We start from the raw sequence: 14,883 nt of genomic DNA on the forward strand, positions 1-14,883 counted from the left end.
CCTTCTAAATATAAAACATATTCTCTTCTTGATAGTTTGAATCATTATACTCTATTAAATCCTGTAAAGTTGTCTTTTCTAAAACATCTCTAACTGCATCACGAATTCTTTTCCATAATTCACGTTTAGAAGGCTCATCATCATCCATCTCTTCAACAGGACGAATAGGCCCTTCAAGTGTACGAATAATATCAGCAGCTGTTATTAACTTTGGTTCTCTAGTTAATAAATAGCCCCCTTTAGCACCACGAACACTTTTTACTAATCCCGAATTCCTTAAAGGAGCTATTAATTGCTCTAAATAATGTTCTGACAAGTCATATTCATTTGCAATTGATTTTAATGGAATAGGTTGATCTCCATGATTTTTTGCTAAGGCAATCATAATAGTAAGTCCATAGCGCCCTTTAGTTGAAATTTTCAATGGATGTAGCCTCCCTTAATCGTCTCTTTAATCTATAGTTTAACATGTGTCCACTTTATCATAATGAAATAAAAACCAAATGTCATTATAGCATGAAGATAGTCATGTTGCACTTCAAGAAGATTAAGTGTATTTTTTTCGTTCTTGTTGTTTGAGTTGATTTAATTTATCGTATACATTTTTATACCGTTTTTCTTCCCCTAACTCTTTAGGTTGATAATAAGTCATTGTTTTTATTTCTTCAGGAAGGTACTCTTGATACACCCAACTATTAGGATAATTATGTGGATACTTATATTCTGTACCATGTCCTAATTCTTTAGCCCCTTGATAATGAGCATCCTTAAGATGAGCTGGAACATCTTCGGTTGCTACTTTTTGGACATGTTTAATTGCTTTATCCAATGCCTTATAGGCTGAATTCGATTTAGGCGACAAACTTAACTCAACCGTAATAACAGATAAAGGTATCCTAGCTTCTGGTAACCCTAATCTCTCGACCGATTGAATAGCGGGTAAGACTCGTGAACATAATTGAGGATTCGCTAAACCAATATCTTCATAAGCTATGACCAACAGACGACGTGAAATCGCTTCTAAATCACCGCCTTCTAATAGCCTAGCTAAATAATATAAAGCTGCATCAGCATCACTACCTCGAATACTCTTTTGGAGGCCTGACAATAAGTTATAATAAATATCACCTTTATTGTCATGAGAAAATCCCTTATTTTTAATACAATAATCAACAGTCTCTTTCGTTACGACGATCCCGTCATCCGTTTCGTCTGAAGCATATACAATATCTTCTAATAAGGATAGAGCTGTTCGACCATCACCTGTCGTTTCTGCAATAGAAGCTAGCAACGTTTCTTCAATCTTAACATTTAATTCTCCCAGCCCTTTTTCAGAGTCGTCTAATGCCCTTTTTAATAATTGAATAATGGCTTCCTTATTTAAAGGTTTTAGTTGCTTAATTTGTCCACACCTTGAACGAATAGCATGGTTAACACTGTGGAATGGGTTTTCAGTTGTGGCACCAATTAGCGTAATAACCCCTTCTTCTAGTGCTTTTAATAAAGAATCTTGTTGACTCTTATTAAAACGGTGGATCTCATCAATGAATAAAATGGCATTGCTTGTCATTCTGGCTTCACTAATAATTCTCTCTACATCTTTTTTGCCAGCAGTAGTAGCATTAATGGCAAAGAATTCCTTATGGGTTGAGCCAGATATGGCAAAAGCTAAGGATGTCTTTCCAGTTCCAGGTTCTCCATATAATAACATGGATGGAACATGACCTTTTTGAATCATTTTGTATAATGGTGTATCACGACCAATAATATCATCTTGTCCAACGACTTCTTCTATTTTTTCTGGCCTCATTCTATAGGCTAACGGTTCTTGATAAAACATGCATCGTTCTCCTTTTAAGAAAACTTCTTATAAACTCCTATAGTTTTCTATTTTACTATATTCAAAAGACAGTTTGCGAATTGTAATAACTATAATGAATTAACTTCGTTTTAAAACACATAAATCTTATATTTTTCACCACTTTTTAACAGATTTAAATTTTTATATGTATATATTGATTTATTCTTGCACATGATAGAAATAGAAAACTATCACTATTAAAAGGAGATGAAAATCGTGGTCAAAGTACGACAAGATGCCTGGTCTCATGAAGACGATCTACTATTAGCTGAAACAGTCCTGCGCCATATTAGAGAAGGTAGTACTCAGTTAAATGCCTTTGAAGAAGTTGGAGATCAATTGAATCGTACAGCTGCAGCATGCGGTTTTCGTTGGAATGCAGAGGTTCGTCAAAACTATGAAAAAGCAATAGATTTAGCTAAAAGACAACGAAAACAACGCAAGCAAGCTGAAAAACATAAACTAAAGGGACAAACTGGGTTAAAAACTGTGCAACGTAAACCTACTTATGCTTCTACAAATATTACTTCTACAAATGAGGAACAACCAACAATAGATTCGATTATTGCCCAATTACAGAAGTTAAAATCGAATGATTTAAAAGTTAATTCTCAAGAAGTAGAAAAACTTAAAGAAGAGAATGAACGCTTAAAAGGCGAAAAAGAAACGCTAGAAAACGAACTTGAAAAGATGCATAAAGAGTATCAATCACTTCAAGAAGATTATCAAACTTTCATTTCCATTATGGAACGTGCAAGAAAAATGGTGGTGTTGGATGATGATTCTTCTCTATCATCTCCAACGTTTAAAATGGAGAAAAACGGAAATTTGCAACAAATCGCGAAATAAATTAAGACATTATTTCGCGAAAGATAAACGAAGGCTATTTGCAGATTCTGCAAATAGCCTTAATTTTTGACGTTCGTTATGTACAACAATCCCAATCGTGCCGTCGATCTGGTTATAGTTTTGAACCCGCTCTAAGCAGGTGGGTGTCCTGTTCCATGTTTTGTAAGTCCTCCGCGAGGCATTTACGCCGCATGGAAACACCAGACTCCCTTTTCTATAAGTGTTCGGTCAAAACATGTGAAGATCAACGTACACATTAGGATTGTTTGTGTGTTCATTTGTTTGTGTAATTGAATGATAGCATATTACATAAGCCATTTCAAGAATAGACAAGTAGTAAAATCGATGTATTTTTTTCCTCTATTCTGTCGCTTTTCCAGTTAATTTTAAGAATAACTCATCCAATTGTTCTGTGCTCACTGCTGATGGAGCATCAGTTAATGGATCAGAGGCTGAGGCTGTTTTAGGGAATAAGATGGTATCCCTTAAGTTAGTTTTACCAGCTAAAATCATAACAAAACGGTCTAATCCTAGTGCGATTCCACCATGAGGTGGTGCACCGAACTCTAAAGCCTCTAATAAGAACCCAAACTGTTCTTTAGCTTCTTCATCACTAAATCCAAGAGTTTTGAGCATTTTTTCTTGCAGGTCTTTTTCGTATATACGCAAGGAACCTCCACCTAATTCAAATCCATTTAACACAACATCATAAGCTTGTGCTTTAACATTCGCCGGATCTTGTTCAAGCTTTTCGACATCTTGAACTTGAGGCATCGTAAATGGATGGTGTGCCGCGTGATAGCGACCTTCGTCCTCATCATATTCAAATAACGGCCAGTCTGTGACCCATAAGAAGTTAAATTTTGATTCATCAATTAGGCCTAAATCCTTACCTAATTTAAGTCTTAATGCTCCTAAACTATCTGCTACGACACTGGCTTTATCTGCAACAAATAATAGTAGGTCATTGTTAGATGCGTCCAATTTAGCACTTAACTGTTTAACCTCTTCCTCACTAAAGAATTTCGCAATCGGTCCAGTGAAAGTTTCTCCATCCACTTTCATCCAAGCAAGGCCTTTAGCCCCATATACAGCCACTAGCTCTGTTAATTTATCGATATCTTTACGTGAGAATTGGTCAGCCGCCCCTTTAACATTAATGGCACTAACCTTGCCTCCAGATTCAACCGCATTTTTAAAGACCTTAAAACCACTTTCAGATACGATATTATTCACATTGACCAATTCTAAACCGAAACGAGTATCTGGTTTATCTGAACCATAACGTTCCATCGCTTCTTCATATGTCATACGCGGAAATGGAGTTGGAACTTCAACACCTTTAACTTTTTTAACAACTGAACTTAACATTTCTTCCGTCATAGCCATAATTTCTTCTTGATCCATAAACGAAGTTTCAATATCTAATTGAGTAAATTCCGGTTGACGATCAGCTCTTAAATCTTCATCACGAAAACATCGTGTTATTTGGAAGTAACGCTCAAAGCCTGACACCATTAATAATTGTTTAAATAACTGCGGTGACTGTGGTAAGGCATAAAATTCACCTGGATGCACTCGACTTGGAACTAAATAATCACGTGCTCCTTCTGGCGTGCTTTTCGTTAACATTGGAGTTTCCATTTCATAAAAATCATTATCATCTAAATAATGACGAAATGCCTGAGAAATATTGTGACGTAACTTCATCGTTTCTTGCATTTCTTCACGACGTAAATCTAAGTAACGGTATTTCAATCGAATTTCTTCTGTTGCATCCGTTTGATTTTCAATTTTTATTGGTAAAGCTTTAGATTTGTTTAAAATATGAATCTCCGTTGCTTCAACTTCAATTTCACCTGTTTTCATTTTAGCGTTGATCGTGGCTTCTTCACGTTTTTTGACCGTACCTTTTACTTCTACCACATATTCACTACGCAATTTTTCAGCTATTTCTAATGCATCTTTATTAATATTTGGATTAAACACGACTTGTACGATCCCTGATCGGTCTCTTAAATCAACAAAGATTAACCCTCCTAAGTCGCGTCTTCTTTGAACCCAACCTTTTAAAAGTACACTTTCATCGACGTTTTGAGTCGTTAACGTTCCACATTGTGTTCGACTTTGCATCCTGATGCCTCCTTAAAATCCTGTTTTTATTTCATCAGCAATCTTTTCTATTTCAACGGATTTTTGATCTCCCGTTTTTAAATTTTTAACATTCGCAACACCGTTGTTTAGTTCTTCTTCTCCAATAATAACTGCATAAGTCGCACCTAAACGGTCAGCTGCCTTAAATTGACCTTTAACCTTTTTATCTAAATAATCTTGATCAACTTTAATATTTTGTTTCCTTAACTGATAAACAATTTTAGAAGATGCGTATTTAGCTTCTTCTCCAATTGCGATGACATAACAATCAACGCTTTCGTCTTTATCTAATTCAACGCCTTCTGCATCAAGTGCCATTAATAGACGCTCCATACTAAATGCAAAACCAATCCCTGAAATATCTGGCCCACCTAATTCTTCAATAAGTCCGTTATAACGACCACCACCAGATAATGTGGTTATAGAACCAAATCCTTCTGCTTCACTCATAATTTCAAAAGCTGTGTGCGTATAGTAATCTAAACCTCTGACTAAGGTATCATCTACTACATAAGGGATTTGCATAGCATCTAGATGTTTTTTAACCTGTTCAAAATACTCAGCAGATGGTTCGTTCAAATAATCTAAAATCGATGGTGCTGTTTTCATCGCCTCATGATCCCGATCTATCTTACAATCCAGTAATCGTAAAGGATTTTTTTCTAAACGATTTTGACAATCTTGACATAATTCATCTTTAACCGGTTTGAAGTGCTCGATGAGAGCATTGCGGTGTGCCTCACGACTTTCTTGATCACCAAGACTGTTAAGTACTAACTTCAATGATTTTAATCCAAGTGTTTGATAACATTCCATTGCAAAAGCCATGACTTCAGCATCAATTGCTGGACTAGCACTACCAATTGCTTCAATTCCAAATTGAGTAAACTGTCTTGTACGCCCCTGTTGAGGACGTTCATAACGGAACATTGGACCGACATAATAAAGTTTTGTTGGTTGTTCAGGTGATCCGTGAATTTTATGTTGAACATATGCTCTTGCGACGGATGCTGTACCCTCTGGACGTAATGTCAAGCTACGACCACCACGATCCTCAAATGTGTACATTTCTTTTTGGACAATATCTGTTGTATCTCCTACACTTCGTTGAAATAATTCTGTTCTTTCGAAAATAGGTGTTCTAATTTCTTTATAATTGTATACTTGAGCTAAATGATTCAGTTTCTCTTCAATGACTTGCCATTTTTTTGTTACATCTGGTAATAAATCTTCCGTTCCTCTAGGGACATGAATATTCATAAAGCTCCTCCTCCATTATTCAAAATCGTTTTAAAATTAAAAAAGTCCCTACCAAAGATTTTCATCTTTGATAGGGACGAGATTGACCCGTGTTGCCACCCTGATTAGAATGGGGGTTAAATCCATTCTCACTTTATTATGTAACGCTTTTCGCGACCATCACCTACTACTATATTAGGTTCGATGCGGTACCTCCAGAATGTCTTTCGTAAAGTTAACCAAATAGGTTTATTCTCAGCCTTAGATAAACCCTCTCTGTAATAGTTATACCTTTACTACTCTTTCTTTCATAGGTTTTTCCATATTCAAATGTTTCACTTATCATAAGATGGTTTGTTGAATCTGTCAAGATATTTTTAAACTTTTGAATCTAAAATTAACGTCACTGGACCATCATTTAGTAGTGAGACTTTCATATACTCTTGAAAAACACCTGTCTCAACGTCTACGCCTTGATCACGGACTAATTCGTTAAATTGTTCGTACATATCATTCGCAAAATCTGGCTTCGCAGCTTGCATAAAGTTGGGACGTCTTCCTTTTCGGCAATCCCCATATAACGTAAATTGGGAAATGGATAAAACCTTCCCGTTAACATCTTTAACAGACAAGTTCATCTTTCCCTGTTCATCTTCAAATATTCGTAAATTAGATACTTTGTCTGCCATAAACTTAAGGTCTTTCTCGGTATCCTCATGTGTCACACCTAAAAGAACCACTAGACCAGTACCAATTTCACCTGTTGTTTGTTCATTAACCGTAACAGATCCTTCTGATACGCGTTGAATAACAGCTCGCATGATTATCTGACTCCTTAATGTATCGTCCTTTGAACAGTAAACACATCTCTTATTTGTTTAATTCGTTCTACAATTTTTTTCAGATGTTCAACATTATGAATTAAGATTGTTAGGTGAATGGTAGCCATTTTATTGCGATCAGACTTACCATTAACTGCGGTAATGCTCGTATTGGTTTCATTCACAGCTTGTAAAATTTCGTTTAATAACCCACTTCGGTCAAACCCGGAAATTTCTAAATCAACACTATAGCTTTTTTGATTATGCTGGTAATCCCATTCCACATCAATTAACCTTGATTCCTCTTCATTAACTATATTAGGGCAGTCTGAACGGTGTACCGATACACCCCGTCCTCTAGTTATGAAGCCTACAATGTCGTCACCAGGCACTGGATTACAACACCTAGATAAACGAATTAGTAAGTTATCAATTCCTTTTACAAATACACCTGAACCGGATGAACGTCTTCGTTTATTTTCTACTTCTTGCTGCACTTCTTTTATGGAATTCTCTAGGTCAGTTGCTTTTTCTTGTTGACGCAATTTCTCTGTAATTCGATTGGCTACTTGTTGCGCTGTTACCCCTTGATAACCTACAGCTGCATATAGATCTTCTTCATTATTAAAATTAAATCGATCTAATGCTAATTGAATATTTTGATCAATTAATACTTCTTTTGGCTGAAAACCTAAATTTCTAATTTCAGTTTCAACCGCTTCTTTACCTTTACTAACATTTTCTTCACGACGCTGTTTTTTAAAGAATTGCTTGATTTTATTTTTAGCTTGTGATGTTTGGGTAATGCTTAGCCAATCTTCAGAAGGGCCATAAGAGTGCTTAGAAGTTAAAATCTCAATAATGTCACCTGTTTTTAGCTTATAATCTAATGGCTCCATTTTGCCATTAACTTTAGCACCTATCGTTTTATTACCCACTTCTGTATGAATTCGATATGCAAAATCTAATGGAACAGACCCTCTTGGGAGTTCAATGACATCACCATTAGGTGTAAATACGTAGACCATGTCGGATAAGAAATCTACTTTTAATGATTCCATAAACTCTTCTGCATCCGTTGTTTCATTTTGCCATTCTAAAATCTCTCTGAACCAAGCCATTTGACGTGACATGTCTTCCTGTTTATCAGCGCCCGTTTTCCCTTCTTTGTAGGCCCAGTGTGCGGCAATCCCGTACTCAGCGATTTCATGCATATCTTGAGTGCGAATTTGGACTTCTAACGGTTCTCCTTTCGGACCAATAACCGTTGTGTGTAATGATTGATACAGGTTTGGCTTAGGCATTGCAATATAATCTTTAAAACGACCCGGCATTGGTTTCCAACAGGTATGGATAATCCCTAGTACGGCATAACAATCTTTAATACTTTTGACAATAACTCGTACAGCCAATAAGTCATATATTTCATTGAAGTTCTTCTTTTGGTGTACCATTTTTCGGTAAATACTATATATGTGCTTTGGACGACCCGAAATTTCTGCCGTTATATTAACATCACCTAGCTGTGAGTTAATTTCTTCAATTACTTGTTCAATATAATCCTCACGTTCTTCTCTCTTTTGTTTCATCAGATGTACAATACGATAATATTGTTGAGGGTTTAAGTACCTTAAAGCCGTATCTTCTAATTCCCATTTAATGGTGGAGATCCCTAATCGATGTGCTAATGGAGCAAAAATCTCTAATGTTTCATTTGCAATTCGACGTTGTTTAGTTTCTGGTAAATGAGAGAGAGTTCGCATGTTATGTAGTCGATCTGCTAGCTTTATTAAAATCACACGAATATCTTTTGCCATTGCTACAAACATTTTACGATGGTTTTCAGCTTGCTGCGCCTGCTTTGATTTATATTTAATTTTACCTAACTTAGTGACACCATCTACTAATAAAGCCACTTCTTCACTAAATTCTTCCTTTAAATCGTCGAAAGTGACCTCTGTATCTTCTAACACATCATGAAGAAAGCCACTAGCAATCGTCGCAGGGTCCATTTCTAGTTCTACGAGAATGCTTGCTACTTGAACTGGATGAATAATATAAGCTTCACCCGATTTACGAACTTGTCCATCATGTGCTTGATAGGCGTAATCATAAGCATGACGAAGCATAGCCGTATGTTCTTCGTTCAAATAACGACTTGCATCTTGTAAAACTTCTTCAATTTTTTTTGTTTGATGTTTTGCCATACTACCACCTAGTCGTCCCTAATTAATCCTCGTCCATTAAGAAGGTTTTGTTTTATTATTAATAATATAACGAAAATTGTAAAGTCCAAAAACAAATAATTAGTATATAATACCGGCTGACTCCAAGTAAGAGGCCAGCCGGTATTATATTAATACTGCATTAACGTTAAAATGTCGTAATCTTTTAGTTTATCTCGACCATTTAAATAAGTTAATTCAATTAAGAATGCACAACCCGCAACTTCTCCACCAAGCTGCTCGACTAAATCAATTGATGCCTCAACAGTTCCACCCGTTGCTAACAAGTCATCAATGATTAAAACTCTTTGTCCTGGCTTAATTGCATCTTTATGGATTGTTAGAACGTTTTCACCGTATTCTAAACCGTAATCTACTTTGATTACATCACGCGGAAGTTTTCCTTCCTTACGAACTGGTGCGAATCCAATTTCTAGTGCATAGGCTACTGGACAACCAACAATAAAACCACGCGCCTCAGGTCCGACAACAATATCGACATCCTTTTGACGAGCATATTCAACTATATCATCAACAGCTGATTTAAATGCTTGTCCGTTATCCATTAAAGTTGTTATATCTTTAAATTTAATTCCTTCTTTTGGCCAATCCTCAACAATCGTAATGTACTGTTTATAATCCATGTACAACTTCTCCTTCCTTCAATTGAGGCTTCATGTGAGACATGATCCACTCCTTCAGCTCATCAGCCGTTGAGTAATATAATGTTCGTTCCACCTCAATTTTCTGCATCTGATCCAGATATGTTTTTGAATTTGTCAATGGTTGCTGTCGAACATTCGACTGCAAACGAATATCACCATTCTCCATTGTAACAAAATTTAATTCAAAAAACACTTGAAGCATAAATTCTAATTGTTTCATATTCCAACCTTTTGCTCTAGCTAATTGTTGCTTCTGGTTTTCTTGTATCACCTTATGTTGTAATAATGTCGTATACAATGTTTTAAAATGATTGCGTGTAAGACTAGATGTAAAAAATTGTTCATCATGATTATGAAAGCATACATAGATGGATTCATAATGCTGAACACTTAAGACATCTTCTAGTTCAGTTAATGATGAAGGTAAATCGATCAGTACAATCTTAGTTGTATCATGTAGTAGATTAGATAAATTAGCTTTATGCTTATTATAGTCTATAACATCAAAATCTAACAGGTTTGATTGGCCCTTAAAGGTAATAATGACAGCGTCTTTAGGTAAATTGATCAACTCTAATTTTTTACCTCGGTAATCGAAAACTTGTGATTCTAAACATCTAATATCTTTAATTTTGAGTTGTAATTTCTGCTGACCATTCCATTCATTAATTTCAATCTCACCAACCACATCAATTAAACTCCCCGGTGATAAACAATCTGCTACATCTCCGATTTGAAAGCCCACCATGTCAATCTTTTTTGAATCTTTTAATGCACTAATCTTGATATGATTTTTCTTAGCCCCAATTTTTCTTGCCTCAAGCAACGTCAATCCATTAAGTTGAAAATAAGGCTTTTCATTCCCCATACCAAATGGTGCTAAATAGGACAATTGCCGTGGAAGGTTAAGGTCAACTTCCTCCCAATCAATTTCATCTTCAATGTTTAAAACGGGTTGGAAGTCACTTTCATCGAGTATCTCTTCAGCTCTCTCATTAAGCGCTTTTCTTAATTCATCGATTTGATCAACTGCAACCGTCATTCCAGCTGCTTGAGCATGTCCCCCAAACTGTAAAAACAAGTGACGAACTTCCATACCATTTTTGAAAATATCATAAGCTGGTATACTTCTAGCACTACCTTTTGCTTCATTCTTTTCGGGGTCAATTCCAAGAACAATGGTTGGACGGTGGTATTGATTGACAATACGTGAGGCAACGATTCCCAATACCCCAGGATTCCAACCTTCTTTAGCTAATACAATAACTTTATCATTTAAATAATGATTTTCAATCTCCTCTAACGCCTCTTCTACACAATTAGAAACAATTTTTTGACGTTCTTTATTTAATGCATCAATTTCTTGGGCCATATCTTCAGCTATGAGCTCATCGTCTTCTAATAACAAATCAACAGCTAAAGAAGCGTCTTGTAATCTCCCTACTGCATTTAATCGTGGTCCAATGATAAACCCTATTGAGTCTTCCGTTACTTCTTCAATTTTTCCAATAGTTTTCAATGCTTTTAAACCACCATCTGACGTATGCTGTAATTCTTCTAGACCTTTTTTAACGATCACTCGGTTTTCATCTATTAAAGGTACAAGGTCTGCAACAGTTCCGATAGCAGCTAAAGCAAGCAATTCTTTAGGAAGTTGTCCAAGTAAAGCATGAGCTAATTTAAAGGCTACTCCGACTCCCGCTAGGTGATCGAAAGGATACATTTCCGATAAGCGAGGGTGAATAATAGCCAATGCTTCAGGCATTTCATCCTGCTCCTCGTGGTGATCCGTTATAATCAAATCGATACCTAACTGTTTAGCAAGCTTTGCTTCATTAGGAGCAGCAATCCCTGTATCAACTGTTATGATAAGATCAATACCCGCTTCATGTGCTTCCATAAAAGCATTTTCATTGGGTCCATACCCTTCTGTAAAACGGTTCGGAATATAATAATGTACATTTGCCCCTAATCTACGGAGTGTACGAACTAAAACAGCTGTGGATGTAACACCATCAGCATCATAATCTCCAAAGATCAAGATTTGTTCATGATGTTCTATAGCTTTTCGAATTCGATCAACAGCTATGTTCATATCTGAAAACAAAAAAGGATCATGCAAATCTTCTAGACTCGCATGTAAAAATTGATTTGCATCTTCAGTTGTTTGAATACCTCTTTTGGCAAGCATTCGTTTTATAACATTTGAAAAAGGTAAATCAATGGCTGGTGTGTTTACCACGTTATGTAATACCCATTTCATTTTACTCTCTAGCATAAGTTCACCCCTGACGAGATTCATTATACTAGAGCTCACCAGGGGTATCAATGAAGTATAAGGTTTATTCATGATTTTCTTTGTTTTGCTGATCTTGTTGTTTTGACTGTTTTGACTTCGGTTCTTTCACCTCTGTTTTTGTTTGCTGAGATTCTTTTAGTTTGTTATTTTCATTTTTTAACGTCCTAACTTCTTTTTGAAGTTGATAAATCTTCGAAAAACTAAATCCGACAATTAGTAATGCTCCCATTAAAACTGACAATAAAATGACTAAAATTAGCGGAGCATTAGTTTTTACAAATAAAAAATCAACCTCAACTGTTTCAATATTAATGACAGCAAATACAGCAATTAAAAGTGCAAAAACTAATGATAATACAATCCACGACTGTTGCTTCAAATATACCAACTCCTATACTCGATTTTATGGTTATTATACCCGTTAAAGTTACGCAATCAAACTTAAAAAGCCCAGTTAGACATAAACACTAACTGGGCTGCTACTCTTAAACTTGTGGTCCTTCTGGCTTTTTCTTTTTCCTGTAATCTACTGGTTTCTGATCGATGTTTTTACCTCTCCAAACTAACCAAAGTTGGGCAGCAAGGAAAAGGGAAGAATAAGTACCAGCGATTAAACCGACAATTAATGCTAATGAGAAATAGGTGATGGCTTGAGCACCAAATATAAATAACATTAATGCCGCAAACACTACTGTAATAACGGTATTAAAACTACGGGCTAGTGTTTGCATTAGACTCTTGTTAACAACACTAGCTAAGTGTTTAAAGGATTTAACCCGTTTTTCCAACCTGAGATTTTCTCTTATCCTGTCAAACGTAACAATCGTATCGTTAATCGAATAACCGACGATTGTTAAAATGGCTGCGATAATGACCACACTAAATTCAAACTGGAAAATACTAAATAACGCTAATATAAAGAATGCGTCATGTAATAATGCAATAATCGAGGTGATCGCAAAGAACATCTCAAACCTAAAGGCTAAATAAATAATAATCCCAATAGATGCATAGAGAACGGCTTGTACAGCATTCATCGCCAGTTCCCGACCTACTTTAGGAGTAACGGTACTAACATTAGGTTCATTACCGTAAACTTCATTAAAATGAGAATTGATTTCTGCGATCTCATCATCCTGTAACACTTTGTCGAAACGCACTGTGCCAATTTCTGAGTTATCTCCAGCTAGGACAATTTGTATAGGTTCATAACCTAAGTCATTGAATTGTTCCTCAACTTGTTCTGTTGTAAGTGGCTGATCGGCTAACACTTCGACACGTGAACCACTAACGAAATCAATTCCTAGATTTAATCCTCTAAAGAGTAAGAACCCTGCTCCAATAGCCACTAAAGCAATTGAAATGATAAAGAACTTTTTACGATGCTGAACAAAATCAAATGTTTTACCCAAGAAATGAGGTTTGACCTCTTCACCTTTAGCTATGTCTTGTATTTCTTCAGGTTTAACACCAAACCATTTAGGGCGTTTGTTTAAGAATTTACTCTTGATCCATAACCCAAGAAGTAAACGGGATAAAAATACAGCTGTAATGAAACTTAAAATAATACTAATGATTAACATCGTTGCGAACCCTTTAACAGAGCTTGTACCAAAAACAAATAAGACAATCGCTGCTAATAAGGTAGTGACGTTCGCATCAAGAATCGTAGCTAATGAGCGTTTATTACCTGCATTAAAAGCCGCAAGTGTTGATTTACCAGCTTTTAGTTCCTCTTTTAGCCGTTCATAAGTAATAATGTTCGCATCGACCGCCATACCAACACCTAGTACGAGTGCTGCAATACCCGGTAAAGTTAGGACACCATTAATCATGTTAAAGACTAATAAAATTAAGAAGATATATACTGTTAACGTAATAGATGCAATTACTCCTGGGAATCGATAATACGCAATCATATATAGGAAAATGAGTAAAACACCTATAATACTAGCAAAAACTGTTTTATTTAAAGCTTGCTCACCAAACTGAGCCCCAACTGAAACTGAATAAATTTCATTTAAATCAGCTGGTAGTGAACCTGCATTTAATAGGTCTGCTAATTGTTTGGCTTCCTCAATGGATTCCATTCCATCAATCATAATGTCTGATCCTGCTATAGGTTTACCATCTTTAAATCCTGGAGCAGTTAATATTTTTCCTTGATCAGATTTATTGATTTCTTCGTCAAATGTATCGCCTTCTTCGTAGTCCATCCACACAACCATCCGGCCATCAGGTCCATATTTTTCAAGAATACTAGAAGAAGCATCGTACAAATTCTCATATTCATTGTTTTCAAACGTACTGTTCAATTGAAACGTAACAACAGGCATATTCGTATCCGGATGAAAATCCTGTTGTGCACTACCTGGTACAATTTGTGAACCATCAAAGTATAATTCATTGTTAACATCTCTAAAGGAAAGTTTCGCCGTTGTCGCAAGTATTTCCCTTGCCTGGTCTGGGTTATCAACACCCGCAAGCTGGACCCTTATCCGGTCATTCCCTTCAATATTAATTCTTGGCTCATTTACCCCTAGGATATCAACACGTTGATAAAGGGATTGCACAACCGCATCAAGCATTCGGTCAGTAACTTCTTGTCCCTCTTGTTGTGGCTCCACTTCATATAACAGTTCAAAACCACCCTGAAGATCTAAACCTAGTGGTATATCTTTAGCGATTGTATTGGTTGTAGAACCAATAATGCCACCTAGTATGATGACAATTAGAAAAAAGGCTGTTATTCTGCCCTTTCTACCCATAT

General features: G+C 36.0%; 11 protein-coding genes, 1 other RNA gene and 1 other annotated feature. Of the genes, 1 reads left to right on the forward strand and 11 read right to left on the reverse strand.

Going from position 1 to position 14,883, the window contains the following annotated elements; all coding sequences use genetic code 11:
- Positions 1-4: 4 nt before the first annotated feature.
- Positions 5-424 (reverse strand): cysteine metabolism transcriptional regulator CymR, encoded by a 420-nt coding sequence (gene cymR, locus BMY57_RS03635; RefSeq protein ID WP_091772671.1) that lies wholly within the window; start codon positions 422-424, stop codon positions 5-7.
- A 123-nt stretch (positions 425-547) separates the two neighbouring features.
- Positions 548-1,840, reverse strand: a complete 1,293-nt coding sequence (locus BMY57_RS03640) for a replication-associated recombination protein A (protein WP_091772672.1) — start codon at positions 1,838-1,840, stop codon at positions 548-550.
- A 237-nt stretch (positions 1,841-2,077) separates the two neighbouring features.
- Between BMY57_RS03640 and BMY57_RS03645 the strand changes: the two genes are divergently transcribed.
- On the forward strand, positions 2,078-2,710 hold the full coding sequence (locus BMY57_RS03645; RefSeq protein ID WP_091772673.1) for an RsfA family transcriptional regulator: 633 nt from the start codon (positions 2,078-2,080) through the stop codon (positions 2,708-2,710).
- Positions 2,711-2,794: 84 nt separating this feature from the next.
- Here BMY57_RS03645 and ssrS read toward each other — a convergent pair.
- From ssrS to secD, 9 genes are all read right to left on the reverse strand, one after another.
- A non-coding RNA gene (gene ssrS, locus BMY57_RS03650) (6S RNA) lies at positions 2,795-2,976 on the reverse strand.
- Between the two features lie 94 nt (positions 2,977-3,070).
- Positions 3,071-4,843: an aspartate--tRNA ligase gene (gene aspS, locus BMY57_RS03655; protein WP_091772674.1), complete on the reverse strand. Its 1,773-nt coding sequence runs from the start codon at positions 4,841-4,843 to the stop codon at positions 3,071-3,073.
- Positions 4,844-4,855: 12 nt separating this feature from the next.
- Positions 4,856-6,124 carry a histidine--tRNA ligase gene (gene hisS / locus BMY57_RS03660; protein ID WP_091772675.1) on the reverse strand — a complete coding sequence of 423 codons (1,269 nt, stop codon included), beginning with the start codon at positions 6,122-6,124 and terminating at the stop codon, positions 4,856-4,858.
- A 69-nt stretch (positions 6,125-6,193) separates the two neighbouring features.
- Positions 6,194-6,424: a binding site (T-box leader), on the reverse strand.
- 56 nt (positions 6,425-6,480) lie between these two features.
- Positions 6,481-6,924, reverse strand: coding sequence for a D-aminoacyl-tRNA deacylase (dtd, locus tag BMY57_RS03665; protein ID WP_091772676.1), 444 nt, complete (start codon positions 6,922-6,924; stop codon positions 6,481-6,483).
- Positions 6,925-6,938: 14 nt separating this feature from the next.
- Positions 6,939-9,131, reverse strand: coding sequence for a RelA/SpoT family protein (locus tag BMY57_RS03670; RefSeq protein ID WP_091772677.1), 2,193 nt, complete (start codon positions 9,129-9,131; stop codon positions 6,939-6,941).
- Positions 9,132-9,280: 149 nt separating this feature from the next.
- A complete protein-coding gene (locus BMY57_RS03675; RefSeq protein WP_091772678.1) occupies positions 9,281-9,793 on the reverse strand; it encodes an adenine phosphoribosyltransferase in 513 nt (170 codons plus the stop codon).
- Entirely contained in the window at positions 9,783-12,092 is a 2,310-nt protein-coding gene (gene recJ / locus BMY57_RS03680) for a single-stranded-DNA-specific exonuclease RecJ (RefSeq protein ID WP_177176323.1), read from the reverse strand. The genes BMY57_RS03675 and recJ overlap by 11 nt, the downstream gene beginning before the upstream one ends.
- A 64-nt stretch (positions 12,093-12,156) precedes the next feature.
- Complete coding sequence (locus tag BMY57_RS03685; protein WP_091772680.1) at positions 12,157-12,492, reverse strand: LapA family protein; 336 nt, start codon at positions 12,490-12,492, stop codon at positions 12,157-12,159.
- 106 nt (positions 12,493-12,598) lie between these two features.
- Complete coding sequence (gene secD, locus BMY57_RS03690; RefSeq protein WP_091772681.1) at positions 12,599-14,881, reverse strand: protein translocase subunit SecD; 2,283 nt, start codon at positions 14,879-14,881, stop codon at positions 12,599-12,601.
- Positions 14,882-14,883: the final 2 nt, after the last annotated feature.

This window comes from Piscibacillus halophilus, assembly GCF_900110685.1.
GTDB classification, from domain to species: Bacteria; Bacillota; Bacilli; order Bacillales; family Alkalibacillaceae; genus Piscibacillus; species Piscibacillus halophilus.

Coding starts and splice junctions, on each gene's coding strand:
- BMY57_RS03640 (WP_091772672.1), bottom strand. CDS start 1,840: ATGTTTTATCAAGAACCGTTAGCCTATAGAATGAGGCCAGAAAAAATA.
- aspS (WP_091772674.1), bottom strand. CDS start 4,843: ATGCAAAGTCGAACACAATGTGGAACGTTAACGACTCAAAACGTCGAT.
- hisS (WP_091772675.1), bottom strand. CDS start 6,124: ATGAATATTCATGTCCCTAGAGGAACGGAAGATTTATTACCAGATGTA.
- dtd (WP_091772676.1), bottom strand. CDS start 6,924: ATGCGAGCTGTTATTCAACGCGTATCAGAAGGATCTGTTACGGTTAAT.
- BMY57_RS03670 (WP_091772677.1), bottom strand. CDS start 9,131: ATGGCAAAACATCAAACAAAAAAAATTGAAGAAGTTTTACAAGATGCA.
- BMY57_RS03675 (WP_091772678.1), bottom strand. CDS start 9,793: ATGGATTATAAACAGTACATTACGATTGTTGAGGATTGGCCAAAAGAA.
- recJ (WP_177176323.1), bottom strand. CDS start 12,092: ATGCTAGAGAGTAAAATGAAATGGGTATTACATAACGTGGTAAACACA.
- secD (WP_091772681.1), bottom strand. CDS start 14,881: ATGGGTAGAAAGGGCAGAATAACAGCCTTTTTTCTAATTGTCATCATA.